At 43.7% G+C, this 24,899-nt stretch carries 22 protein-coding genes and 1 pseudogene; 10 read left to right on the top strand and 13 right to left on the bottom strand.

The window, feature by feature from the left end; all coding sequences use genetic code 11:
- The first annotated feature begins 40 nt into the window (after window positions 1-40).
- The 10 genes from aspS (at window position 41) to DLM75_RS10620 (ending at window position 11,263) form a co-directional block, all read left to right on the top strand.
- Window positions 41-1,846, top strand: coding sequence for an aspartate--tRNA ligase (gene aspS, locus DLM75_RS10665; RefSeq protein WP_118968469.1), 1,806 nt, complete (start codon window positions 41-43; stop codon window positions 1,844-1,846).
- A gap of 109 nt (window positions 1,847-1,955) precedes the next feature.
- Window positions 1,956-2,837, top strand: a complete 882-nt coding sequence (locus DLM75_RS10660) for a PhoH family protein (RefSeq protein WP_118968604.1) — start codon at window positions 1,956-1,958, stop codon at window positions 2,835-2,837.
- 4 nt (window positions 2,838-2,841) lie between these two features.
- Complete coding sequence (locus DLM75_RS10655; RefSeq protein WP_118968468.1) at window positions 2,842-5,268, top strand: HD family phosphohydrolase; 2,427 nt, start codon at window positions 2,842-2,844, stop codon at window positions 5,266-5,268.
- 80 nt (window positions 5,269-5,348) lie between these two features.
- Window positions 5,349-5,762: an rRNA maturation RNase YbeY gene (gene ybeY, locus DLM75_RS10650; RefSeq protein ID WP_241547900.1), complete on the top strand. Its 414-nt coding sequence runs from the start codon at window positions 5,349-5,351 to the stop codon at window positions 5,760-5,762.
- Window positions 5,735-6,520: a DNA repair protein RecO gene (recO, locus tag DLM75_RS10645; protein WP_118968466.1), complete on the top strand. Its 786-nt coding sequence runs from the start codon at window positions 5,735-5,737 to the stop codon at window positions 6,518-6,520. Before ybeY ends, recO begins: the two co-directional genes overlap by 28 nt.
- The gene (locus DLM75_RS10640) at window positions 6,504-6,749 is read left to right on the top strand and encodes a hypothetical protein (RefSeq protein WP_118968465.1); all 246 of its coding nucleotides are present in this window, start codon (window positions 6,504-6,506) and stop codon (window positions 6,747-6,749) included. The genes recO and DLM75_RS10640 overlap by 17 nt, the downstream gene beginning before the upstream one ends.
- Window positions 6,750-6,892: 143 nt before the next feature.
- The gene (locus tag DLM75_RS24260) at window positions 6,893-7,057 is read left to right on the top strand and encodes a hypothetical protein (RefSeq protein WP_158586465.1); all 165 of its coding nucleotides are present in this window, start codon (window positions 6,893-6,895) and stop codon (window positions 7,055-7,057) included.
- Window positions 7,058-7,170: 113 nt separating this feature from the next.
- Window positions 7,171-8,931, top strand: coding sequence for an arginine--tRNA ligase (gene argS, locus DLM75_RS10630; RefSeq protein WP_118968463.1), 1,761 nt, complete (start codon window positions 7,171-7,173; stop codon window positions 8,929-8,931).
- On the top strand, window positions 8,931-10,187 hold the full coding sequence (locus tag DLM75_RS10625) for a nicotinamide-nucleotide amidohydrolase family protein (protein WP_118968462.1): 1,257 nt from the start codon (window positions 8,931-8,933) through the stop codon (window positions 10,185-10,187). Before argS ends, DLM75_RS10625 begins: the two co-directional genes overlap by 1 nt.
- Window positions 10,184-11,263, top strand: coding sequence for a hypothetical protein (locus tag DLM75_RS10620; protein WP_118968461.1), 1,080 nt, complete (start codon window positions 10,184-10,186; stop codon window positions 11,261-11,263). The genes DLM75_RS10625 and DLM75_RS10620 overlap by 4 nt, the downstream gene beginning before the upstream one ends.
- A 218-nt stretch (window positions 11,264-11,481) precedes the next feature.
- Here DLM75_RS10620 and DLM75_RS10615 read toward each other — a convergent pair whose 3' ends face one another.
- The 13 genes and pseudogenes from DLM75_RS10615 to DLM75_RS10550 form a co-directional block, all read right to left on the bottom strand.
- On the bottom strand, window positions 11,482-12,474 hold the full coding sequence (locus DLM75_RS10615) for a response regulator transcription factor (RefSeq protein WP_118968460.1): 993 nt from the start codon (window positions 12,472-12,474) through the stop codon (window positions 11,482-11,484).
- Window positions 12,474-13,607: an LIC_12097 family sensor histidine kinase gene (locus DLM75_RS10610; protein WP_118968459.1), complete on the bottom strand. Its 1,134-nt coding sequence runs from the start codon at window positions 13,605-13,607 to the stop codon at window positions 12,474-12,476. Before DLM75_RS10610 ends, DLM75_RS10615 begins: the two co-directional genes overlap by 1 nt.
- Before the next feature lie 6 nt (window positions 13,608-13,613).
- On the bottom strand, window positions 13,614-14,237 hold the full coding sequence (gene lenA, locus DLM75_RS10605) for an endostatin-like outer membrane lipoprotein LenA (RefSeq protein WP_429945458.1): 624 nt from the start codon (window positions 14,235-14,237) through the stop codon (window positions 13,614-13,616).
- Between the two features lie 115 nt (window positions 14,238-14,352).
- On the bottom strand, window positions 14,353-14,706 hold the full coding sequence (gene secG, locus DLM75_RS10600; protein WP_118968458.1) for a preprotein translocase subunit SecG: 354 nt from the start codon (window positions 14,704-14,706) through the stop codon (window positions 14,353-14,355).
- Between the two features lie 108 nt (window positions 14,707-14,814).
- On the bottom strand, window positions 14,815-15,567 hold the full coding sequence (gene tpiA / locus DLM75_RS10595; protein WP_118968457.1) for a triose-phosphate isomerase: 753 nt from the start codon (window positions 15,565-15,567) through the stop codon (window positions 14,815-14,817).
- Window positions 15,568-15,705: 138 nt separating this feature from the next.
- Window positions 15,706-16,653: a hypothetical protein gene (locus tag DLM75_RS10590; protein ID WP_118968456.1), complete on the bottom strand. Its 948-nt coding sequence runs from the start codon at window positions 16,651-16,653 to the stop codon at window positions 15,706-15,708.
- 439 nt (window positions 16,654-17,092) lie between these two features.
- A pseudogene (locus tag DLM75_RS24660) lies at window positions 17,093-17,230 on the bottom strand (triose-phosphate isomerase); the annotation flags it as partial.
- Window positions 17,231-17,630: 400 nt separating this feature from the next.
- On the bottom strand, window positions 17,631-18,620 hold the full coding sequence (locus tag DLM75_RS10575; protein WP_147456623.1) for a hypothetical protein: 990 nt from the start codon (window positions 18,618-18,620) through the stop codon (window positions 17,631-17,633).
- Window positions 18,621-19,070: 450 nt separating this feature from the next.
- Entirely contained in the window at window positions 19,071-20,177 is a 1,107-nt protein-coding gene (locus tag DLM75_RS10570) for a hypothetical protein (protein WP_118968453.1), read from the bottom strand.
- A gap of 476 nt (window positions 20,178-20,653) precedes the next feature.
- Window positions 20,654-21,844 (bottom strand): phosphoglycerate kinase, encoded by a 1,191-nt coding sequence (locus tag DLM75_RS10565; RefSeq protein ID WP_118968452.1) that lies wholly within the window; start codon window positions 21,842-21,844, stop codon window positions 20,654-20,656.
- A 3-nt stretch (window positions 21,845-21,847) separates the two neighbouring features.
- Window positions 21,848-22,855, bottom strand: coding sequence for a type I glyceraldehyde-3-phosphate dehydrogenase (gap, locus tag DLM75_RS10560; RefSeq protein WP_118968451.1), 1,008 nt, complete (start codon window positions 22,853-22,855; stop codon window positions 21,848-21,850).
- Between the two features lie 144 nt (window positions 22,856-22,999).
- Window positions 23,000-23,404, bottom strand: a complete 405-nt coding sequence (locus tag DLM75_RS10555; RefSeq protein ID WP_118968450.1) for a response regulator — start codon at window positions 23,402-23,404, stop codon at window positions 23,000-23,002.
- A complete protein-coding gene (locus DLM75_RS10550; protein ID WP_118968449.1) occupies window positions 23,401-24,852 on the bottom strand; it encodes a PAS domain-containing sensor histidine kinase in 1,452 nt (483 codons plus the stop codon). Before DLM75_RS10550 ends, DLM75_RS10555 begins: the two co-directional genes overlap by 4 nt.
- Window positions 24,853-24,899 lie beyond the last annotated feature (47 nt).

Raw genomic sequence — 24,899 nt, 5'->3', positions numbered from 1 at the left:
TCTTATCTCATTCGATCAATACAACAGGAAATAGAAATCATTGGAACACTGGATTCAGGAAAATTATAAAAAACGCTCTTGGGCGGGAGAATTGAACGAGTCTCTGGAAGGTAAAAAAATCGTTCTTTACGGTTGGTCGTTTCGATTCCGCGATCAGGGCGGTGTGATCTTCATCGATCTTCGGGACAGAACCGGGATCATTCAAGTTGTAGCTCGCAAAGAACTCTTAGGCGACGCCTTCACACTTGCGGAAAAGATTCGTTCCGAATACGTGATCGCCGTGGAAGGAACTCTCAAAAAAAGGGACGCAGAATCCATCAATCCAAGAATGCCGACCGGAACCATCGAAGTTGTTCTCGATAAATTATCGATTTTGAATACGGCAAAAACTCCTCCATTCTCCTTGGATGAATTTGACGATATCTCGGAGGAACTCAGACTCAAATACAGATATCTGGATTTCAGAAGGGAAGAATTGAAGAATCGAATGCTCAAACGTCACGAGTTCGTATTCGCAATTCGTAATTATCTCAACAAACGTAGGTTTGTCGAAATCGAAACTCCGATCCTGAACAAATCCACTCCGGAAGGAGCGAGGGACTTTTTGGTTCCTTCCCGTCTCAACCCGAATCAGTTTTACGCGCTTCCTCAGTCTCCTCAGATCTTCAAACAGATCCTGATGGTCGGCGGAATGGAACGTTACTTTCAGATCGTAAAATGTTTTCGAGACGAGGACTTGCGCGCCGATAGACAACCCGAGTTCACTCAGCTCGACATGGAATTCTCCTTCGTGAGTCAGGAAGAAATTCTCGCGGAGATGGAAGGTCTGATCGCGAACGTTTATAAAGAAGTTTTTAATATTCAGCTTTCGACTCCTTTCCCAAGAATGACCTACAAAACAGCGATGGAAGAATACGGATCCGATAAGCCGGATCTTCGTTTTGGTATGAAGCTCGTAAACGTTTCCGAGATCGTAAAGGACTGCGACTTCAACGTATTCTCCGGAGCCGTAAAAGGAGGAGGTACCGTAAAGGTCGTTTGTGTTCCGGGTGGTTCTACGATCTCCAGAAAAGAAATCGAAGACTACACCGCGTGGTTGAACCGCGATTACAAAGCCAAGGGCCTCGCGTATATGAAACACGGCGCGGAAGGTTTGGAGTCTACGATCACAAAACGTTTTAAAAAAGAAGAATTGGATGCGATTTCCAAAGCCTGCGGTTCGAAAGAAGGGGACATGCTTTTTTTCGGAGCCGACGAATCCGATATCGTCAATCATTCGTTAGGCGCTCTTCGTTTGAAACTTTCCGAAAGATTTGAAACCCCGAAAGAAGGGGATATCAATATCACTTGGATCGTGGATTTTCCGATGTTCGAATGGAACAAGGACCACAAACGTTGGGACGCATTGCATCACCCGTTTACTTCTCCTTCGGATGAAAGTATTCCCTATTTTGAATCTATGGAAACGCTTCAGAAGAATGCGGGCAACGCGACCGCAAAGGCTTACGACCTCGTGATGAACGGAGTCGAAATCGGGGGAGGTTCGATCCGGATCCATTCTCGAGACGTTCAGAATCAAGTGTTTCGCGTTCTCGGAATCGAAGAGGAAGAGGCGAAGGAAAAATTCGGATTCTTACTCGAAGCCCTCGAATACGGGGCTCCACCTCACGGCGGTTTGGCGTTCGGAATCGATCGTATCATGATGCTTCTTACCGGCGGAAAATCGATCCGGGACGTCATTGCTTTCCCGAAAACACAAAAAGGACTTTGTTTGATGAGCGAATGCCCTTCTCCTGTGGAAGAAAAACAACTCCAGGAATTGAAGATCAAACTGGTTAAGGTATAAATTTATCTCATCGCGCAAAGAACAGTTCAATTTCGAAAACCAAGACTTGTATCGTAAGATCTGCGGGATCAACGACGAGGGAGTCAAGATTCTTGAAAAACAACTCGAGATGGATATCATCCCCAGAGGGAACGGTTTTCAGATCGAAGGAGAATCCGCTAAGGTCGACTTCGCACTCGATTTTTTTAAAAAACTCGAGGCGAACTATCGAGAACGTCCGGACCGGGACTTTACTGATTCATTCGACTTTGCTTATATTCTAAAAGATGCAGGTAAGGAACTCCGCAAAAAAAAGGTATGGGAAACCGATACCGATCGGACCATGCCTTGGAAACCTTCCGAAAAAATTCTCACCACCTATCGCGGAAAACATATCTTCCCGAGAACAAGAAATCAGGAAACTTATTTCCGTTCCTTCCAGGACAATCTGATCACGTTCGCGCTCGGTCCTGCGGGAACCGGGAAAACGTTTTTGTCCGTGGCAACCGCCTGTAGATTCTTACAAGCAGGAACGATTGATAAAATCATTCTCACAAGACCCGCGGTCGAAGCGGGGGAGAATCTCGGATTCTTACCTGGTGATCTCAATCAGAAAGTCGATCCGTATCTTCGTCCCGTCTATGACGCCTTAAACGAATGTATCGGCGCTGAAAAAACGCAAGAATACATTTCTCTTACAAAGATCGAAATCGCTCCCGTCGCTTTTATGCGTGGAAGAACTCTTTCCAATGCGTTTATCATTTTGGACGAGGCGCAGAACTGTACACTCGCTCAGCTCAAGATGATTATGACCCGTTTGGGACGCAATTCTAGAATGTGTATTTCCGGGGATTCGACTCAGATCGACTTGGATCACGGTCGTTCGGGACTCGAAAAAGTGGTGACTTTATTTAAAAACACGGATCAGATTGGAATGGTGTTTTTCGGGAAAGAAGATATTACCAGACACCCGCTCGTGGAAGTAATCGTTCGCAAGTTCGAGGAGTTGTAATCGTATGCCCAGTCCGGGAGAACAAATCGAGTCCGCTATGGCTTGGATTACGGACACCCTAACTCGGGTCCGTCCGATTCTTTTTGTTCGAAGGCTTCAGGTAGTATTAGTGGTCATCACCTTATTGATGGTGACTTGGATGCTCGCGATTCCTTTTTTCGGCCAGGATAAGATGGATCTTTCGCCGGACGGACTTTATTCCGAAGGGAAAACCGCTCCCGAAAAAATCGTTTCCGCGAAAGATATCGTCTATGAAGACGAAGACAAGACCAAAGCCAAAAAACTCACCGCTTATCAATCAGCACCTTTCGTTTTCGATCGAGACTATATCGCGCTTCAGGATTTTATCAACAAAGCCATCCAAGAAGATATGGAGAATTTTCGTTCCTTTAAGCCGAGTGTGGAAGGAAAAGCCTATCCAGAACTTCTAAACGTAATTCCAAGATGGAAGAATCGTTCTAAAGAAGAAATCGAACTTCTTTACAAAACTCCCGGAAAAGGGAAGCTCAAAGATCTTGTACAACAGTATTCTAATTTAGTATTTTCTTCTTTTTGCATATTGAGGGATCTACCTCCTGACTACGCGACATTAAAATCTTCCGGCGCTCGGGTTCGAAATCAAGGGATCAAAGAACAGATCTCGAATTTGGAAGGCGCTTATATCATTCCAAGGTCGTATTTGTATCGGGATCCGGAGACCGTAAATATTCTGACTCGGATGGCACAGGAAAAACTTTCCCGTATGGATCCGGCGGTTCTTCCTGTCGTTCAAAAAATTTCCCTGAGTTATATCTATTCCAATCCTTCTTGTTCGTACAATGCGGAAGAAACTCTTGCTCTCAAAAAATTCGCATCCGATCGTGCGGAACCCGTCAATTCCAGGATTCTCGCGGGAGACGTGATCGTGAAATCCGGTGAGATCATCACTCCGGAAATATTCAAAAAACTGCAAATTGTAAACACGTATGCTACGAGGGCGAATATCGCTTCGATCATTTCGATTCTCCTGATTCAGACGGTTTTTGTCGTGATCATCTATATTTTCCTAAAAAAATACAACCCGAAGCGGCTCAACGACGTTTCAAGTAACGTGATTGTTTTTTCTCTCATCTGGTTTTTGGTTTTAAGTTGTGCGATCGCTTCGAGAATCTTCTTTAACTTCGAGACAAAATACGATACGCTTTTTTATTTCGCGCTTTTTGTTCCAGTCGGAATGGTTTGTCTTATCATCAGTTTTATTTACGATGAACAACTTTCAATCGCGATCGGATTCTATCTTTCCTTCTTTGTTTTTATGGCTTCGCATTACAATCCGACTTCGTTTATGCTCGGATTTGTTTCCTGTATCGTTTCCGCGAGTTACGGAAGAAATCTCAAAAAACGAATCGATTTTATCAAGGCCGGTTTATACATCGCGGGTGTTCAGATCATCATCGCTTCGAGCGGTTATCTTTTCGATTCGAGAAACTACTGGGTTGCGATCCCGAGCGGCTCTTGGCTCAAGGATTTGATCGATTCGAATATCTTTAAGTTATACGTCCTCTGTCTTATCAATGGATTCGCCTGTTCTACTGCCGCACAGTTTTTACTTCCGATCTACGAATATCTTTTCAACGTTCCCACTCGATTTAAGCTGATGGAACTCGCGGATACGGGGCATCCGTTATTACAGGACCTTCTTACAAAAGCACCTTCGACCTATACGCACACGTTTATGGTCGCGGCCCTGTCGGAGCGCGCCTGTCAGAACCTTGGACTCGATTGGCTTCTCACGAGAGTTGGGGTTTACTTTCACGATATCGGGAAGATTCCGAACGCCGGATTTTTTGTGGAGAATCAGCATTTGATTCCCAAAAAAGAGAACATCGATAAAAACAATCCGGCCCTCGCGGCTAAGATCGTCATTGATCACGTGTTAGACGGGATCGAAATGGCGAAGAAGGCGAGGCTTCCGAGAGAGGTGATCGACTTTATTCCGGAGCATCACGGAACTTCTACGATGGCTTTTTTTTATCACAAAGCCCTTTCGGAACTTTCCCCAACTCAAAAGAAAAAACTCAGGAAAGAGGATTTTCAATATCCGGGCCCGAAACCGCAGAGAAAGGAAACCGCGATTGTGATGATCGCTGACTCTTTGGAAGCCGCGTCGCGTTCCTTGGAGGAGATCAATCCGGAATCCTTGGATAACTTGATCACAAAGATCATCGGCATTAAACTTTCGGAAAATCAGTTGGACGAATGCGGATTGACTCTGGGCGATCTTGAAGTCATCAAGTCGTCCTTTAAAGAGGTCTTGTTATCCAGTCTTCATTCCAGACCGAAGTATCCGAGTATGGAAGCAACAAAAGCTTTGGAAAAGAAGAATCCTTTGAACGCATCGACGAACGGTCATAAAAACTCTAAGACCGTAACACCGGGGAAAGGAAACTGATCGCGGACAACGTCTCCATCTCGAACGATTACGGAATTATTCCTTGGTGGAATGAAGAAGAGGTCTTTCGGAATTGTAAGATCCTATTTCGAAAAGAGCTTGGAGATTCTTCCTGCGAACTGAGTCTTTTGCTCCTAAGAGATTCCGATATGAAAGAGATCAATCTTCTTAGAAGAGGAAAGGACAAAACCACGGACGTTCTTTCCTTTCCCTTGGAATTTGATGTTTCTCCTTTGAGTGCAATTCTCCAACGAAGAGGAGGGAAACCACATTCTACCTTACCTCCGATCGCGTTAGGCGAAATTGTAATCTCTGTAGATACTCTCAAAAGACAAGCAATCGAAATCGGACATACGGAAAAGGACGAATTCTATAGACTTCTCGTTCATGGATTTTTACATCTCCTAGGATACGATCACGAAAGAGGAGAGGCTGAAGAAAGGATCATGAAGGAAAAGGAAGACGAATGTCTGGAAATTCTCCAGGATCTCTGAGAAAGATGCGAGGGATCGTTTTGGAATCCAGGGAGATTCCAGGAGGAGACGCGGTCATTCGTTTGTTACCGGAAGAAGGGATTGTGGAAAATTTTCGAGTGCGGGGAATTCGAAAAAGCAAGACTAGACCGATCGCTTCCGTGGAACCCGGTTCGTTGACAAGTGTGGATTATTACAATGCAAGAAATCAGCAAGAGATACATAACGTAAAAGAGATTGCGCTTTTGAATCGTTTCGACCGTGCGAAAGCCGGTTATCTTGGGATGGTTCTCGTTTCCTATCTCGTAGAACTTGCTTCCTCTTTCACTCCGGACGGCGCGGAACATCCCGGTGAATTTCGTCTTCTTTCCGGCGCACTGGAAGAATTGGAGGAGAACGGACCTTCGATTTTGATTCTTCCTTTCGTAAAACTTCGCCTTCTTGTTTCCGGAGGTTTTCTTTCTAAAGAACTTCTCTGTCATTCCTGCGGAACGCCTTTGAAGGAGATGACTTCGGTGACTCTTCAGACTTCTCCACTCGAGCTTGTGTGCGGGAATTGTCTTCATTCAAACGAAAACGATCTTGGGCTCGTTCAATGGATCCAAACTTTTTTAATGTTGCGCTTTAGAGATCTGAAGGAAAGAAAAATCTCTGTTGAAACAATCTTGGACCTAGACAGAATTTGCAATCGAATGCTCGAGCCGATTCTTCGAAGGAAACTCAAGTCGACCGGCACACTCTACGAAGCTCTGGGAGAGAACCTTGGAAAATTTTCTTAAAACGATTCTGTTCTTATTTTATTTTTGCATCCTTCTGTTTCTTGTAATTTTAGATATCCGCTGGGATCAGAAGACTCCCGTTTCCGTTCCCGTACAAGCTGAAAGGGAAGAAAGGGGGAAACGATCAATACTTGTTTCCGTGCTGGAGATCAAAAAGATGGTATTTCAGGAACTCGAGATCAGCTGGGAAAATTCAAAAAAGAAGAACGTTTTTTACGAAAGGAAATGATTGTAAAAGATTCTTTTCAAATTATGTTTTAAACGAAAAATGAATGGGGACGAAACCATCGAAACGGCGATTTTTGTCGGAGTTCCGACAATCTATGAAGGAGACTTTTGCTTGCAAAAGGTTGATTTTGTGATAGAGAAAAATTGCCTGTTCTTTCCCACCACCACGCCCCCCACCCAAAAGCGGGTGGGGAAGGTTTTCACGAAAAAGTTGTCGTTTCTCCGACGGGCGGAGCCTTTCACAGGGATCAAAGATTCGAACAGGATCCAAGTCGTCGAGGATTCCTTTTTCATAGAACCAAACGATAAAAACTTTCCTTTCCAATGGATTTCCCCGAGCGCTTTTCGCTTTTTCATTTCGTTCCCAAAAAAAATCACCTCAGATATAATTACCTTCTTACAATTTACGGATCGCTCTCACAATGAAAGAAAATGAAACTCTCAAACAAATCGTTCTAACTGCCCTTGAAAAAGCGGTCAAAGAAATTACGTCCTCTTTTACAGATCTTGATCACAACGCTTTAAAAATCAAAATCGAATATTCTAGAGACGAAAAATTCGGTGATTACTCCACCTCCTTTGCATTAGAAAATTCTAAATTACTCAAGAAGAATCCGGTTCAGGTTTCACAAGATCTTGTTTCCGCTCTGAAAAGAAGAACAGACCTTTTCGAAGTGGTCGACTTTACTCCTCCCGGATTCGTCAATTTTAGAATTCTTCCTTCTTTTCTTCTGAAATTTATCGAATCTTCCATTCTTTCCGGCGCCTTTTATCCTCAGGTTAACAATCCTCTTAAAATCAATTTGGAATTCGTATCCGCTAATCCGACTGGACCGCTGAACATCGTTTCGGCGAGAGCGGCGGCGATGGGGGATGCGATGGCCTCTCTTTTGAAGGCGATCGGACACAAGGTCGATAAAGAATTCTATATCAACGACTACGGGAACCAGGTTTTTTTACTCGGTGTTTCGACTCTTGTCCGGATTCGAGAATTCAAAGGAGAATCTTCTTCGATACAAGAAGCGGAAGATTCTACTCCGATCGAAGTTCTTTTGGAAAAAAACGTATTACCATCCGAAGGATATCGAGGAGAATACATTAAAGAAATTGCAAGTTCTTTAATGAAGGATGCAATAAAATCCATTCGTATCGAATCCTTACTCAAAGAAAAAAAATATAGGGAACTCGCGGAACTTTGTTCCGGCTGGACCGTGGAAAACAATCTCGTCTGGCAAAGAAAGGATTTGGACGCATTCGGAGTGGAATTTGACAATTACTTTAGCGAAAAAACGCTCCACGAGGCGAACAAAGTTTTAGCGGTTATGAAAGATCTGGAGAGCTCCGGAAAAATATTTCAGGAAGACGGAAAGAAAGTTTTTCGTTCTTCGGAATACGGAGACGATAAAGATCGTGTTGTGGTCAGAGACGACGGCAGACCGACTTACTTATTGGCGGACATCGCCTATCATAAAAATAAGATCGAGAGAGGATACGATCGTATCATCGATATTTGGGGACCGGATCATCACGGATACATCGCAAGACTTTCCGGTGCGATCCAGTCTTTAGGGTATCCAAAGGAGAATTTCAAGGTCATCATCGCGCAACAGGTCAATCTTCTTGAATCGGGTCAAAAAGTTAAAATGAGTAAGCGCGCAGGTTCGTTTCAGACAATGAGCGACCTCATCGGTTTTCTCGGAAAACACGGAAAGGACGTTGGTCGTTATTTCTTTGTTATGCGTTCTCTCGATGCCCCTCTGGACTTTGATCTGGATCTTGCAAAGGATGAATCGGATAAGAATCCTGTCTTCTATCTTCAATATGCGCACGCAAGAATTTGTTCCATCTTTCGAGAAGTAGGAAACGAAACCTCCGCAGAAGAAGCTTCCAAACTCGAAATGTCCGAGGAGAGAAAACGACTCCTTTTTTGGATCGCAAGATATCCGGAGGAAATATTAGATTCTGCGAATGCGATGGAGCCACATCGTGTCACCAATTATCTCCAGAGTTTTGCAAAAGCATTCACGAGTTTTTATCTCGGAAAAAACAACAGACTAAAAGAGGCGACTCCCGAGGTCCGTTTGGGACTCGCGAGAATCTGTCTTGCCTCCAGAAATGTTCTCTTTCAAGGTCTATCTCTGATCGGAGTTTCCGCTCCCGAAAGAATGGACAAGGAGTCCTAATGTCGGAACCGAAGATCATTGTTCTTTCTACCGGATCGGAGCTTACCTCGGGAAGAAGTCAGGATACGAATTCTTCCTGGATCGCGAACGAACTCTTTGGAATCGGATTTTCGGTTTCTAAGTTCGTGGTTCTCCCGGACGATCCGGTCGTTTTGCAGGAAGAAATCGGAAATCTCGCGAAAGAATCTACAAAGGAAAAACCTGTATTGATGGTCATGACCGGTGGACTCGGTCCAACGGAAGACGATTATACATTAGAAATTGCTTGTAAACTTGCAGGCGTTTCTTCCGTTGAAAGTCAGGTCGCGAGACAAAGGATCGAGGCTTTTTATCGATTGAGAGGAAAAAACTTTGAAGAAGCGATGCAAACTTCGATTCGGCAGATTTCTGTTCCCGAAACCTCGATCATCTTAAACAACAAAGTAGGAATTGCTCCCGGGTTTATTCTGAAACTGGGTGAGAATGCGACCTTGAGTTGTATGCCCGGTGTTCCCGGTGAAATGACGGAGATGTTCCGCGAGGAATTGTCTCCCTGGATTTCAAAGACCTTTTCAGCAAAGGAACTCCACTCAGGTTTTCGTTTTCTCTGGTGGATGAGCGAATCCCTATTTCAAAAAGAATTTATTTCTAAAGAAGAATCGATTACGAACGGCTCCGTTGTCTGGGGAGTTGCGGCGAAACGAGGATATATCCGCGTGAGTTTCCAATCGGGAGATCGAAAACTCGTAGATTCTCTTCTCGAGAAGCTCGATCAAGTCTATGGATCAAAAGCAACTCCGGATATTTTTGAAGAACTGCCGAAAATTCTCACCAAACAAAAAGTTACAGTTGGAACGGCGGAAAGTTGCACCGGAGGTTTGATGGCTAAGACCTTTACGGATCGGGCAGGATCCTCCGGTTACTTTATGGGAGCAGTCGTTTCCTACGATAACAGCGTCAAGGCGGGACTCCTCGGTGTGAAACAAAGCACGTTAGACGAATTCGGAGCCGTGAGCCGAGAAACCGCGAAAGAGATGGCGGAAGGCGCGCTTTTGTCCTTAAAAACGGATTATACGATCAGCGTTACGGGCATTGCGGGTCCGGGCGGTGGAACGCCACAAAAAAAAGTGGGACTTGTCTATTTCGGAATCGGGCAGAAGGACGGAGAGACCGAAATTCATGAACACTATTTTCCATTTCCGAGGACTTCCTTTCGAGAATACGCGGCTCATACGGGATTGTATTTATTATATGACTTACTAAAGAGGAAAGGATGAAACTTCTTCCGATTGCCGGGTTCGGTTTATTTTTTACGTTAATCTTCTTCTATTTATTTGGAAATCCTTATCAGAGTGCGATTGGAATCCAAAAGGTATGGGCTTTCTCAAAGGCGGCTCACGCAGGAATGGCTCCGGATCCACGTTTCTCCTGGAATCCGGAAGAGAGTTTGAACGGTTATAAATATGAGAATTCTTATTATACCATTCAAAGTTCGAACGGAATTGCGTTAGACGACACAAGGAGAATCGAGTATCCTCTCAACACAAAGGGATACTTGGAATATAAAAAGATCGGCGCTGAAGTGAATTTTTATTCTCCCTTGGGAGAGATTCTCTGGACAAAGGAATACAGGAGTTATCCTAGAATTTCTCCTTCCGGAAATCTGATTCTTTTGATTGCAGGCGATCACAATCAGGTCATTCTTTCCGATATAAACGGAAATGAAACCGGGGTAAAAAAGATAGACGGTCGTTTTTTGACGGATTATTCCTTTGCTCCCGATTCTAAAATGAGCGGGGTTCTTTTCTCGGGCGGTGAGTTGTTCGTCTTGGATTCGAAGGGCGGGATTCTTTATAAAAAGGATTTGGGCTCAGAAAAAAGTCCCGTTTTCGCCAAGAGCCTTTCTCTCTCACCGGACGGAAAAAAAACGGCGATTCACCTTCTGAAATCAAATCAGGATCGAATCCTGATTTTGGACGAGAAAGGGAACGAGGATTTCACTTACGAACTGGATTCTATTTATCCGCATAAGGTCTATTTGGCGATTTCGAATACGGGAGAAGTTTTGGTTTCTGTTCCGGATAAAATTTCCTTTTATCACGCGGACGGTAAGAAGGGCTTCGAAGCGAAACGAACTTCTGGAACAGGGGTGTATCAATCCGTTTTTCACAATGGAAGTTGGTTTACTGCGGAGTTGAATTCCGAAATTCTTTTTTTGGATGAAAAAGGAAACATTCTAAAAAAGGATAAGATTAAGTCTTCCGATCTTCCCGGCAGATTTTATCCTTCCGGAAAAGACGGTTCAGTCATTTTGGAAACCGGAAAAGAATTGTTCCTTTATAGAAATTTATAATATTCTTATATTCTGATTTGTTTTGTTTGTTCCGACAAGGCATTTCTTTTTGAAAAACGCTTGCAACGGACTTCAAGTCGGTTTTGAGAAATCATCGCGTGACTTTGACTTCGGCTGTAGACGATTCTTACTTGTTCCGACAAAGCGTTCTTTTTGAAAAACGCTTGCAACGGACTTTAAGTCCGTTTTGAGATATCTTCGGGAAAGGATTCCTTACTTCAAACTTCGTAGATCGAGAGAGATTTATAACTTCTGTTTCCTTGTTTGTCGAGGAGTGCGATGATCTCGGTTCTTTTGTCCTTCTCTATGTTAAAAATCAGCTGATCTGAAATTTCGCGACAGATATAAAGTCCTCTCCCATGGGAATCCGCGAGCCCCGGAGGGAATCCGGTCGCCTCATCCACGGTGATATGACGATCGAGTCTTTTTAAAATTTCTTTCTTATCCAAGGAACCGAAGTGATCCCGAATTACGATGATGAACGTATTGTCCGCGATTCCGTATCCGATTTCAAAGAAGTCGGATTCTGCGAGTTGAATATTTTCCAAGGGAATCACGAGATCCCGGGACGGAAGTTCATATTGATATTTGTAATTTCCTTTGGAATCTCTCGGAGCGCGAATCATCGCGTTCGAAGTAAGCTCTTCTAAGATTTGATTGATCGCGTTCGGCGCTCCTTTTTCCACGAGGAATTTCGCGATTCGATTGCAAAGAAAATTTCTCTGTTCATCCGAATAGATTCTTTTGTAGACGATACTTTCCGGTTGAGGAACGGAAAATTCCCGATCTTCCGCTTCCGATTCTTGAATGATGAAGTCGGAGCCGAAATATTTTTCCACTCCGAAGATGTCTTTGGTAAGAAGTTTGTGAACCATCACCGAGATCAGTTTGATATCGAGGAAAGAATATTTAGGAATGATATTCCAGATTCCGTGTTTGTATGCGAAGTTGATGTAGTCGTTGATATTGTAGGCGGTCATCAACGTATAAAGAACTTTCGGAAATTCGTTTTGAATCGTCTTGATCAAATCGAGTCCGGTCTTTCCGGGCATTCGAATGTCGGTAATAACGAGGTGAATTTCCTCATTCTTAAGAATTTGGACTGCTTCGTCGTAATTCTCCGCGTCAAAGACGCGGTATTTTCCGGTCAGAAGGTCCTTGATCGCTTCTCGAATTGAATGGATATCTTCTACGATTAGGATATTGTGCATCAGGTAGAATACCCGTTATTTTGTGTGAAGGGTAGGGAGACTCGGAAACGGGTTTTTCTTTCGAAGGATCGAACGGACAATTCTCCTCCGTGTTCCCTTACGATTGAATGACAGATCGAAAGTCCGAGTCCGGTTCCGATTCCAGTCTTATTCTTCGTGAAGAACGGAGAAAAGATCTTGTCGATGAGATTGTCTGGGATTCCACCCGCGTTGTCTTCTACGATGATATGGACCATGTTCCTGGTCTTTCTTACTTCCACGCGGATCTTTCCTTCTCCATAGTCAAAGGCTTGGAGAGAATTCTTAAATAGATTGATAAACAGGCGTTCCATCTTTACCGGATTGAACTGAAACGTGGTTCCAGGTTCGCAGAGAATTTCCCAGGTAATATTTTTAGAGAGGACCGGATAGACCCAGACCACGTTTTCCTTCGCCTTTTGTATGGTCTCGTAGATGTCGGCTGTCGTGGTTACGAGTTTATCCGGTTTGGCAAAGCTGATGATGTCAGAGACAATCATCGCGGCCCGCGTTAGATCCTCTTTCATCATATCCAGACGTTTTTTAAAAAAGTCGGGATCGATCGAAGTGAGGTTGTTCAAAAGACTCTGCAGGGTTAAACTCATTCCCGTGAGTGGGTTGTTGAGTTCGTGTGCGACCCCGGAAATAAAAATTCCTAAGGAAGCAAGATTTCGAATTCTAAGATTCTCCTCTTCCTTCTCTTTGATTCTTGTAATATTACTTACCTTTTCCAAAACGGAACCGATGACTCCGTCCTTTTCAATCGGATAAAAATCCAAATACAAGGTCTCTTTTTGTCCTCTTACGGAATGAAAGATCTCTCGGTTGACATCCGTTTTCGGATACTCAAAGTGTTGATTGAAGTTTTCTTCACCCGGCTTCATATCCTTCATGGGACAATACGGACAAACTTCGTTTCGATTGTAGAGGACTTCGTAACATTTCTTCCCTATAATGGAGGAAAACGACGGTTGACCGGAAAATTCGAGCGTGGATCGATTGACCCTCCGGATCCGAAAACCCGGCTCGATCAATACCAATGGCTCGGTAATCCCATCCAGAATGGACTGAAGTTCACCGGCTCTTTCTAAGAGATTTTCCTGCAACGAGGACATGAAGATTCAATATTGTAGAGAATCTTTAAAAGTTTGCAGTAACTTTTTTTTATTTTTTGCAGATTCTTGGTTTTGCATTTCTTGTAATCGCAAGACTTGCACGAGAAAATCTTCCAAAAGTTTTAGGTAGAATTCTTGTTTAAACGCGGATCGTTCCCGATTGATTCCTTCGTCTGGAAGAAATTGAATCGGGTAGCGCATCTCTTTTCCGTTCCGATTCGATTCCACAAGAATATCGTCCACGTTTTGATCCAGAGGAGTTTCGTCGATCAGACGGATGATCGTCGTGTCCGATCCGTCCGCGTTCTCCGCTCTTACTTCCGTTATGACCCGAGAAAGAGTCGTCCCCGTAAATTCTAGAAGAATCGATTTGCTTTCCGCTCTTTCGATCCCATTTTTTCCTTCGGAGATGGAATGTTTTGTGACCTTGATTCCCTTACGATTCGGAAAATTTCCTAGGAAAGAAATGTATGTTCCGTTCGGAACAGAGTCGATTCTTTCCAATTTGATGAGTTCTCTCGCGACTCCGAGGTCTTCGTAGATTCTTAAAATTCTTCGATTGAGAATCGCCGCAGTTCCTGAAGAAGCTCTGTGATCGTCCGATTCTTTTCCCTCTCCAAAAATAGAAATTGTTCCAATGAAAAAAGAAAGGAAAAGGAAAGCGAAGATTCGAGAGGGAAGAATTCGGATCAGAGAAGAAAGAACTTTCGGAAAAGATTCTTCTCTGACTTGATTCCCTTTGAAATTAAGGAGTGGTTGCCGGAACCGCAGGAGCCGCGTTCGGAGTTGGAGTCGTAGTAGGTGCGGTATTTTCACTTTTGGTCTCCTCGGGAGGTGCGGTCAGAGTCGGCGCCGTTTCAGGCATCAGCTTATCTTCTTTCTTCGCAAAGAGAAAGGAAAGAAAAAGAGAAAGAATGATAAATAGAATCGCCGTCACTCGGGTTGCTTTGGTAAGAACGTCCGCAGTGGAGGAACCGAAAACGGATTGGCTGGAGCCTCCGCCTAACAATCCTCCGCCCTTGCCGGTTTGAATCATGACGAGTAAAACCAGAAAGAGAGAAACAACAACGAATAATGTAAGAATGACTCCGTTTAACATATCAGTTCCTGAAAAAAAATTGAATCCTTTGCCAGTTTATGAAGCCGCAGAAGAGTGACAATTAAAATACTCTTCTCTGCGCGCTTCTCGATACGGTTTCAGTCGGTTTTAGAAAAGCCCCGCATAAGAATCGATTTTCTGACTGGCCCCACCCACGAGTCCTCCATCGATATCTTTTTCTTTGAGGAGGGCTGTGATATTGTCCGGTTTTACCGAACCTCCGTAAAGAATGGAAAGGGATTCCGCAACGCCGGAGGCTCCCACAAAAAGTCCCGCGACCTCTTTTCGGATGAAGGCGTGTACTTCCTGCGCTTGAGCGGGAGTGGCTACTTTTCCGGTTCCAATCGCCCATACCGGTTCGTACGCAAGAATCAGATTTGAGAAAGAATTGCTCTCGATTCCTTTGAGTCCTTCTTTCACTTGGGAAGCGATCACTTCAAAGGTCTTTCCCGATTCTCTTTCTGCCAAGGTTTCCCCGACGCAGTAGAGGGCTGTGAATCCGTTCTTTAGAAGGTAGTGGATCTTTTCGTTACAGAAGGAACTGGATTCACCTAAGAATTGTCTTCTTTCGGAATGTCCGATCATCACGACCTTCACGCCGATTTCACGGAGTTGTTCCGGTGAAGTTTCTCCCGTAAATGCCGCGAGTCCGGAAGGATAGGCGTTCTGAGCTCCGACAACGACTCCGGTTCCTTCTAGGATTCTTGCCACGCTCGCTAAGTGAAGGGTAGAAGGGAATACCATCGGGATCCTATCCTTTGCGACGCTTGGAATTTTCTCCTTAATCGATTGTGCCAAGGAGATGGCTTCCTTTTCGGAAAGATTCATTTTCCAATTTCCGGCGATCACTGTCTTGCGCATGGTTTCCTCATTGATGATGATTTCGTGATAGATGGGAAGAGTTTGTAGGAAAGCCTGTCGGCTTCAAGGACTTTTTGGGAAGGGTTGCGAGAACGCTTCCTTCTGTAGGAGCGATAGAACTCTGGCCGAAGTCGTTTCTTAATTCTTAGTGAAAACTCTGGATTGAGAAAATGAGCTATGGGATGTAGAAATATCCGTCGTACTCGTAATTTCATACGTTGCCGGATTGGTAGGAAGAGCCGGAACATCCAAGAGTGTGTAGAGCGTTTCTAAAAACCAATATTCTTTGCTTTGCGCCTTACGGGTGACAATCGATGCTCCATTTGCGTGCTCGCATAGGACAGAAAATAGGCCATCCAGATTGATTCCGGAATTACGGTAAGATAACTCATGCTTTAGATAGGTAAGATCATTTGCTTTAGCGACGTCCTGCAATGATTCCGGCATTCTTTGAACCGCGGTAATGGCGCAGTTATTTTTTCCGGCGACTATCGTGCAGGTTTCGGCGATCGCAGTTTCGGAGCCTTTGCTTCCTGAAAAATTTGTGCGGAATTTCCAGGTTACCGAACGAATTTGAACGTTATCCGAGACTTTGGTGAAACCCGACGCGGTTGCAGAATAAGGAAAAACTTCCGCTAAATCGGCCGCTTCCGTCGATTCAAATCTCGCGGTTCTAGAGTTTAACAACAGAAAGTTTCCTGCAATGGAGTTCCCTCTTCGAGTGACACTGATTGTGCCCTGACGGACATCTTCCGTAAATTGAACTTCGAGAATCAATTTCGTTGTGGGTAGAATTCTGCGGATCTGTACGTTTCCGTTGTTCATAGGATCATGAGAATTGGAGTATACTCCCGCGTTAAACGCTTTCGTTCCCAGGTCGTTCCAGTCTAAGGAATATGTGGCCTCGTTTGCAGGAGAAATGGATGCGATTTCGGCGGGAAGAAGCACTTCCTCATTGTTGGAATTCATCGCCAAAGCGCCGATCGCTAATAACTCGTTTCCATTTTCGGTTTTTTGGGAATTACAATTTAAGGTAAAGACCCCAAGATAAAAGAAAAAGATAGAGATAATCAGTCTATTTATCATAGAAAGAATTTTCTCCGCGTTTCAAAACGTAAACCTATAGTTTTCATAAATTTGTTCCGTACGAATGGAACTTTTCGCATCTGTCATAAAATTCCTAAAATAAAAAGTAGAAAATTAAAATTTAGAATTCGGCAAATCTTTTATTCCGAAATATAAGTTGTTTGTTCCGGATCGTTTTCTATCGACCTCTGTTCCTAAAAATATTAGAATTCTTGAATGAATCAACTTTTTGGAAAGAGGAATGTACAATGTTTAGGAAAAGGACAGGATTGATTGTACGCGATTGATTTTATATATCTCGTTCTACGACGTTACCTGAGCCTTTTTTTAGATTCTTTTTGTAAAACGAAAGGTGATAAAAAAAGCCGGAACTGAAAGACTCCGGCTTTTTGCGTCGAGGATCGAAAAAAAACCGAACGGTTTAGATTCGGCTTTTTAGTAGGGTAGAAGGAAATACCATCGGGATTCTTTCCTTTGCGACGCTTGGAATTTTCTCCTGAATCGATTGTGCCAAGGAGATGGCTTCCTTTTCGGAAAGATTCCTTTTTCAATTTCCGGCGATCACCGTCTTGTGCACGGGTTCCTCATTGAGAATGATTTCGTGATCGATGGGAAGGAATAGTTTATGGAAAAGCCTGTCGGCTTCTGTGACTGTATGGGAAGGGAAAAACCTAAATTCTTCGGAATTCTGATTACGTTTTTATGTCGAAAAGATCCGTTGACGTTTCCATCTTTGCATCACATCTTTAAGGGAAAGAACGGATCTTGCTTTGAAATAGCGTCGATTCTTCTGAGAAAAATGAATTCGCTTTTGAACCTGTGCCAAAACTTAGGATGTGGGAACTATAACATACATAGAAACAATGAAGGCAGTCAAAAAAAGTGAATTAGACTCCATTTTGTGGGATCTCATACTTTCTTATTAGAATTTTCTAAAGGAAGATCCTTATGACCTTAGAGATTTTAAGACAGGATCTTTATTTAAAGACCGTGAATTGGGTAAAACCCTCGTCATCTGGGTCCAAGGTATAGGCAGTAGTGATGCTGTCGACGGTATAGTTGCCCGACGGTGGATTGATTGGAATGTTCGGGAATGTCGCAGTCGATACCAAAGACCAAAATTCTTTTCCTTGCGCTTTTACGGAAATCACGTTTGGGCCTGGACATTCGATTACGAAATATCGATAGCTATGTAAGTTGTTGTTATAGATTTCGTAGTAAGAAAGATCGGAATAAAAATAACCGGAGTAGTCTTGTTTGAAAGCGTCTTGGAGTTCGTCCAACATTTGTTGAATTGCAGTCACGGCACAACGATTCTTTCCGTTGATCATGTTGCAATTCTCCGTGATGGTAGACGCGAATCCTTTGGCTCCGGAAAAATTCGTATGAAACGGCCAAGTGACCGGAACAATTTCAGTTCCGTCGGAAACTCTCGTAAAATTCGACGCCGTTGCCGAATAGGGGAAAAAGGAAGGGAAATCGGCAGGATCATCCGATTCAAATCTTGCGGTTCTTGCATCCGACATCGTAAAATTTCCAGTTACTTGAATTTCCTTTCGAAAAACTTGAATACTTCCGCCGTTTACGTTTTGTGTGAATTTAACTTCAAGGATCAATTTCGTGGTGGGAAGTGTTCTACGTATCTGCATGTTCCCTAATCCATTCACACCGCAGGAATTATCAAACGATTTGAATCCTAAATCCGCCCAGTCAAAGAAATAGGTAGAAGCATTTTTAGGAGAAAGGGAAGCGATCTCTGCAGGTAAAACGATCTCAGGAATTTCGGGAATCGGTTTCTGATTGCCTTCTCTGGCTTTTGGTGGGCTGGTAGGATTGGTCGCCAAAATTCCGATCAAAAAAATCGTTTTGCCCTTATCCGTTTCGCCCGCTCTTTTAGGGTTACAACTGAGGACGAACATCACGAGAACCAAAATTGAAAAATTGTTTCTTATTCGTCGCTGAAGCAATGGAATCACCTCGCTTTCAGTCAACAAAAGAAAAGAGATCTTATGATTACAAATTGATCTTTTTGTTTCGATTTTAAATGTGTTTACTCCGACTCTGATTTTAGATCGTCGATCGTGCGCAACGATTTTTAGAATTAAGAGTTAAGTATATTATAAAATATTTAAATATTTTTTAAATACGGTAAACGGAACGGTTTTATTCACTCCGAGATCGATGGTCTCTTTCAGGATCGTCTAACTTTCCACTTTCGGTGATGACTGGAAAGAAGGTAACGTGATTCGGTAGGAAATGCTTCTTTTTCAAAGGGGTGTTGATTTTTCATTTGTGTTCTTCTCTTAATATCGATCCTAGAAGTTCGATATTAAAAGAAAACAGGGGAGCCGTTTTTTTTTAGGGTTCGGTGCCGAAAAGAATTTTCTATTTTTAAGATCCTGCATTGCTTTTTAAGCCTATTCGGATTTATTGTCCCCGAGAATTTTCAAGCTCGGCCTCTTAATTCCTTTTTTGAATTTCGAACCGTTCGAGAAAAAATTCGAAATCGCTTGCTTTGAAGTTCCATTTTGACTATTGGAGAGTAGGTTGGCTCCATCCAAAGGCCTCTGAAAAATATCATATTGCTCTATACTGTTAATAAAGAAGGGATCGGACGCCGCAATCATATCACTTTCCAGAGTAAATTCTCCTATGGGAGGTTTTTCCGGAATGTTGGCAAACGTAACGTTCGTTTCTAAAAGCCAAAATTCGTTCTTAAATTCTTTTTCGCTAAACGCCTTTTCATCGCATTCGATATACCCATATCCGTAATAATTAAAATCGTCGTCGCGAAAACCCAAATGATAATAAAAAAACCAAGCCCCTTCATCCTTCACAAAATCTTGGAATCCGTCACTTCCTTTGATCCTAGATTGCACTGTGCACTCATTTTTTCCGTCTTGCAAGACGCAAGCTTCCGTTGGTTTGAAATCCTTATCCAATGGATCGCTTAAGTTGGTATGAAAATTCCAGGTATAAGGTGGAACTGTGTTCCCGCCTACGGTAAGAAATTCGGAGGCCGTCACGAAATAATCGAGAGTTTTGTGTGTACGAGCTGAATCAAGAGTTTCGAACCTAGCCGTTTTAGGATCTGGGTAGGTAAGTTTTCCCGGAACTTCCGCGCCCAACCATCGTAAGCTTATTTTTCCTCCGGTGACTTTTTCTAAAAATTTCACTTCTATTACTAACTTCGTCGTTGGTAAGATTCTTCTAAGTTTCGTTTCGGGCTGACCTACGATACCCTCGCCGTCATAAAAACAACTACCGCCGAAATCCACAAATCCAGCGTCTTGGAAATCTAAAGAGTAAGTGCTGTCTATATTCGGGCTTACCGATACTATTTCGTTCGGAAGAATCGGATCGGGAGTTTCCAGAGGTTTGTTTTCATTCCCATGGATTTCAGAATTTCCGGAAAGAAAAGGTAATATAACACTCGGTTCTACTTTGCCCTTTGGTTTTTCCAAATTACAAGATATCATTAAAATAACGGTGCAAGCAGAAACGATTCGAAAGGATACGATCATTAAGGAGATTCCTTTTTTTATTGATGAACTCTTTCGGTCGGCTCAATGCCGAGCCCAAAAAAATCACTTTCATTGGTAAAAACAAGTCGTTAGCGCTGATTTTCGTTGAAGGACGCATTTTCATTCCCTTTTTGCAGTCGTTTGTTCCGGATGAAGTTTTGAAAACAGAAATTGAAGAATTATAATTCTTGAATATTATAGTAAGAGGGCATTGAGAAAATAGGTCTGGGTCGGTTTGTAAAAAAATGGATTTTCCTTAAGAACTAAAATATGGGAACCCTAAAGAGAAACAAAACGAATTGGAAGGCTAAGGAATCGTCGGAATTAAAGCGAGCATGAGAATCATAGATTGATTAGAATTTTCTAAAGGATGAGATTCTGTCCCTTTAGGTTTTTCAAGAAGGTTATAGATTTTGTTTTGTGAAGATAGGAAAGCCGGGTTATTTTTTACCCGGCTTGTTGACCTGTTTCGAAGTTTATTCTACTTCTTTTTTCTTGAGAGCCTCGACGCCTGGAAGTTTTCTTCCTTCCATAAATTCGAGAGAAGCGCCGCCACCTGTCGAAATATGTGTGATCTTATCCGCGACTCCGGCCTTGTTGATCGCCGCGATGGAATCGCCGCCGCCGACGACGGTCTTCGCTTTGGACTTCGCGATCGCTTTTGCAATCGCCATCGTTCCGTTCGCGAATTTGTCCATTTCAAAAACTCCCATCGGGCCGTTCCAGAAAATCGTTCCGGCGTTTTTGATGATCTTTTCGTAGTTGGCCACGGTTTTGGAGCCGATGTCCATTCCCATCCAACCTTCTAAGATTCCCATTTTGTCGACGGACTTTGTCTTTGCTTTGTCGCTGAACGAGTCGGCTATGATATGATCCACAGGAAGTTGAAGATCGACTCCGGCTACTCCGGCTTTTTCGATCAACTGAAACGCTTGCACTTCGAATTCTTTTTCCACGAGAGAGTTTCCAACGGGAACCGCTCTGGATTTTAAGAATGTGTAAGCCATTCCTCCTCCGATGAGAAGATGATTCACCTTGTCAAAAAGATTGGTGAGAACTTTGATCTTGGAAGAAACCTTCGATCCTCCGATGATCGCCACAAAAGGGCGAGCCGGTCTGGAAAGAAGTGCGGAAAGTTCCACGATTTCTTTGTGCATTAAAAGTCCCGCGTAAGCAGGAAGAAGATGTGCGATTCCTTCGGTAGAAGCGTGTGCTCTGTGAGCCGCTCCGAAAGCGTCGTTTACATACACATCTGCGAGAGCCGCGAGTTTTTTGGAAAAGCCGGGTTCGTTCTCTTCTTCTTCTTTATGAAATCGTACGTTTTCGATTACGAGGATTTCTCCGTCTTTCAATTCTTTGGACATTTGAACGACGTCGTCTCCAATCACGTTCTTGGAGAACAGGACGTTCGCTTTTACGAGTCCTTTGAAAACTTCCACAACGGGTGCCATGGAGAATTCAGGATTCACTTGGCCTTTGGGTCTTCCTAAGTGACTCGCAATGATGACCCGGGCTCCTTTTTTGAGGAGGAGCTCGATGGTCGGGAGCGTTTTTTCAATTCTGGTTTTGTCGGTGACTTTTCCGTTCTCAATGGGAACGTTGAAGTCCACTCGTAGGAAAACACGTTTTCCCGCGAGGTCGACGTTTTCGAGTCTAGGCAATTCCATGAATTAACCTTTCTTCGCCATAAAGCGGATGAGATCGAGAACTCGGTTCGCGTATCCCATCTCGTTGTCATACCAAGAAACCAATTTGAAGAATCTAGAATTCAATTCGATACAAGCATCCATGTCGAAGATGGAAGAAAGTGTGGAGCTTACAAAGTCGTTGGAAACTACCATATCTTCCGTATAACCGAGAATACCTTTCATCGGACCTTCGGAAGCGGCTTTCATTTTCGCGGAAATTTCTTTCAAAGAAGTTTCTTTTGTGGTTCTTACGGTTAAATCCACGACGGAAACGTCCGGAGTCGGAACTCGGAAGGACATCCCTGTGAGTTTTCCGCTCACTTCCGGAATACAAAGTCCAACTGCTTTTGCCGCGCCTGTAGAAGCGGGAATGATGTTTTGCATCGCTCCTCTTCCTCCACGGAAGTCCTTTTTGGAAGGTCCGTCCACGGTCGGTTGTGTCGCGGTTGTCGCGTGAATCGTGGTCATCAGACCTTCTTCGATTCCGAAGTTGTCAAGAACCACTTTTGTGATCGGAGCGAGACAGTTTGTAGTGCAAGACGCGTTAGACACGATGTGATCGGTCGAAGCGTTGTATTTCTCGTTGTTCACGCCCATGACGAAGGTTGGAATGTCCTTGTCTTTCGCAGGAGCAGAGATCACGACTTTTTTTGCTCCGGCCTTGAGGTGTTTTTCCGCTCCGACTCTGTCCGTAAAAAGTCCGGTGGACTCGATTACGTAGTCGACTTTCAGGTCTTTCCACGGAAGTTTTTCGGGATCCCTTTCCGAAACGCAGAGAATTTTTTTTCCGTCCACGATCAGTTCTTTTTCGGTATGTTCTACGGTTCCTTGAAATCTTCCGTGAGTGGAATCGTATTTGAGTAGGTAGGCCAGGTTATCAGGAGTAACTAAATCATTGATTGCGACAAATTCCAGATTGGGGTCTTTGATTCCTGCGCGGAAAGCGAGTCTTCCGATTCTTCCAAATCCGTTGATGGCTATTCTTGTCATTTTCTTCCCTTTGTTGTTTAGATTTATTCAAGATCTCCCGGTTTCGACGGATGTCGAATGGGAGAATTTTTAAGATTTGATTACAGTATTTTCCCGGAACATTCTCTTGAAAATCCGTTTTTTCCAGAGAAAACGAAGGGAATTTTAAAAATAGGCGTTCAGAATCTCCCGGAGTATCGCTTCCGTAAGAGGCTTCGTTTTAAATTCCGCGAGAATGCCGAATTCGGACGCCTTGGTTCGGTCGTCGGGATTGTCCGAGGTCGTGAGCATCACGACGATGATTTTCCCCTGAAATTCTTCGGGAAGCGTTTTGTATTCTTCCAAAAATTCCCAGCCGTTCATTCCGGGCATATTGATATCCAGAAAGATGAGATCGGGACGAGGGTCGTTCGTAGTCGTCCGATTTCGGAGATATTGGAGTGCGGCTTCTCCGGATTGTTTCGAGATCACTTGATCCGCAAAGTTCCCTTTTCGAATCACGCGTTCGTGGACGAAGTTATCGGCCTGATTGTCGTCGATGAGAAGAATACAGTGAACTTTTGGATTCATACCGTTAGATTGGGAATCGTAAAATGAAAGGTGCTTCCGAGTTTCGGAGTCGATTCGATCCAGATCTTACCGCCGTGTAGTTCCACGATTTTTTTGCAATTGGCAAGACCGATTCCATAACCCTCGTATTCGGATTCGAGATGAAGCCTTTGGAAAATATAAAAAATTCGATCGAAGTGTTTGGAGTCGATTCCGATACCGTTATCTTGAATCGAAAATTGCCAGAGATTTCCATCCTGTTGTGATCGAATCCGAATTTCCGGGGAAACATCCCGATTCTTAAATTTGATCGCGTTCGCGATGAGATTTTGGAGGAGTTGTCTGAATTCCACTTCGTAAACCTTGAGAGAGGGAAGCGAATTGAGGATGATCTTCGTTTCGGTTTGAAGAATCAGACTTTCGAGATCTGCGAGAACTTCTTCGATCAAGACGTTGCAGTCCACGTAGACGAGCTTTCTGTCTCTTCCGATTCTCGAATACGTGAGAAGGGCTTTTACGAGCGCGCTCATTCTTTTTGTGGCCAGATCGATCGTTTTGAGGTGGCCGTGTGCGATGTCGTCTAACGTTTTTACGTAATCTTCCCGTAGAATCTGAATATAATTCGAAACCGTCCGAAGCGGTTCTTGGAGATCGTGAGATGCGAGATAGGCGAACTGTTCGAGTTCCTTGTTCTTTGCTTCGAGTTCGTTTTTACGAATGATCGTCAATTCTTGAATCTTACGTTCTGTGATATCGATGATGGAAGCGAGAACCATCGGGCCTTCATCCGTCTCGATCGGATTGAGTCCGATTTCGACTTGAATTTCTGTGCCGTCCTTTCTCAGAGCGAAAAGATCCCTTCCGGCGCCCATGGAACGAACGGAAGGTTCGGAGAAGAATCGAGCCCTGTGGTCCGGGTGCTCGTTTCGAAAACGATTCGGGAGAAGAATTTCGAGTTTTTGTCCGATCAAATCCTCTCTGTTATATCCGAAGAGTTTTTCGGTTTGATCGTTGACTAAGGAGATTTTTCCTTCTCGGTTCACGAGGATCATCGCATTGGGCGCCGATTCGACGACGAGACGAAATCGTTCTTCCGCTTTTTTACGCTCGGTGATATCGATGATGGACGCAAGAACTAGGGTTCCGTCCGCGGTGGGAACGGGATTGAGTCCGATTTCGATCGGGAATTCGGCTCCATTCTTTTTCAGACCGAAAAGATCCCTTCCGGCTCCCATCGGCCGTACTAGAGGAGAATCAAAAAAAGAATTTCTAAAATCCGGATGACGACTTCTGTAACGGGAAGGAATCAGTTCCTCTACGATTTGTCCAATGAGTTCGGCCTTGAGATAACCGAAAAGTTTTTCCGTTTGTGCGTTGATATATACGATCTTTCCTTCTTTGTTTACGAGAAGAATCGCGTTCGGAGTGGATTCTACCATCAACTGAAATGTAAGTTCGGAGAGTTTCATCTTTGTTGAGATTAGAAAGAGAAATTACGATCGGATTCGTCCCAGAA

This window comes from Leptospira stimsonii, assembly GCF_003545885.1.
GTDB lineage: Bacteria > Spirochaetota > Leptospiria > Leptospirales > Leptospiraceae > Leptospira > Leptospira stimsonii.
This window is presented reverse-complemented; position numbering and strand designations above follow the sequence as displayed.

Excerpts from the sequence above, each read along its gene's own strand:
- DLM75_RS10660 (WP_118968604.1), top strand. The coding sequence starts at position 1,956 with ATGGATATCATCCCCAGAGGGAACGGTTTTCAGATCGAAGGAGAATCC.
- DLM75_RS10655 (WP_118968468.1), top strand. The coding sequence starts at position 2,842 with ATGCCCAGTCCGGGAGAACAAATCGAGTCCGCTATGGCTTGGATTACG.
- recO (WP_118968466.1), top strand. The coding sequence starts at position 5,735 with ATGTCTGGAAATTCTCCAGGATCTCTGAGAAAGATGCGAGGGATCGTT.
- argS (WP_118968463.1), top strand. The coding sequence starts at position 7,171 with ATGAAAGAAAATGAAACTCTCAAACAAATCGTTCTAACTGCCCTTGAA.
- DLM75_RS10625 (WP_118968462.1), top strand. The coding sequence starts at position 8,931 with ATGTCGGAACCGAAGATCATTGTTCTTTCTACCGGATCGGAGCTTACC.
- DLM75_RS10620 (WP_118968461.1), top strand. The coding sequence starts at position 10,184 with ATGAAACTTCTTCCGATTGCCGGGTTCGGTTTATTTTTTACGTTAATC.
- DLM75_RS10615 (WP_118968460.1), bottom strand. The coding sequence starts at position 12,474 with ATGCACAATATCCTAATCGTAGAAGATATCCATTCAATTCGAGAAGCG.
- DLM75_RS10610 (WP_118968459.1), bottom strand. The coding sequence starts at position 13,607 with ATGTCCTCGTTGCAGGAAAATCTCTTAGAAAGAGCCGGTGAACTTCAG.
- secG (WP_118968458.1), bottom strand. The coding sequence starts at position 14,706 with ATGTTAAACGGAGTCATTCTTACATTATTCGTTGTTGTTTCTCTCTTT.
- tpiA (WP_118968457.1), bottom strand. The coding sequence starts at position 15,567 with ATGCGCAAGACAGTGATCGCCGGAAATTGGAAAATGAATCTTTCCGAA.
- DLM75_RS10590 (WP_118968456.1), bottom strand. The coding sequence starts at position 16,653 with ATGATAAATAGACTGATTATCTCTATCTTTTTCTTTTATCTTGGGGTC.
- DLM75_RS10570 (WP_118968453.1), bottom strand. The coding sequence starts at position 20,177 with ATGATCGTATCCTTTCGAATCGTTTCTGCTTGCACCGTTATTTTAATG.
- DLM75_RS10565 (WP_118968452.1), bottom strand. The coding sequence starts at position 21,844 with ATGGAATTGCCTAGACTCGAAAACGTCGACCTCGCGGGAAAACGTGTT.
- gap (WP_118968451.1), bottom strand. The coding sequence starts at position 22,855 with ATGACAAGAATAGCCATCAACGGATTTGGAAGAATCGGAAGACTCGCT.
- DLM75_RS10555 (WP_118968450.1), bottom strand. The coding sequence starts at position 23,404 with ATGAATCCAAAAGTTCACTGTATTCTTCTCATCGACGACAATCAGGCC.
- DLM75_RS10550 (WP_118968449.1), bottom strand. The coding sequence starts at position 24,852 with ATGAAACTCTCCGAACTTACATTTCAGTTGATGGTAGAATCCACTCCG.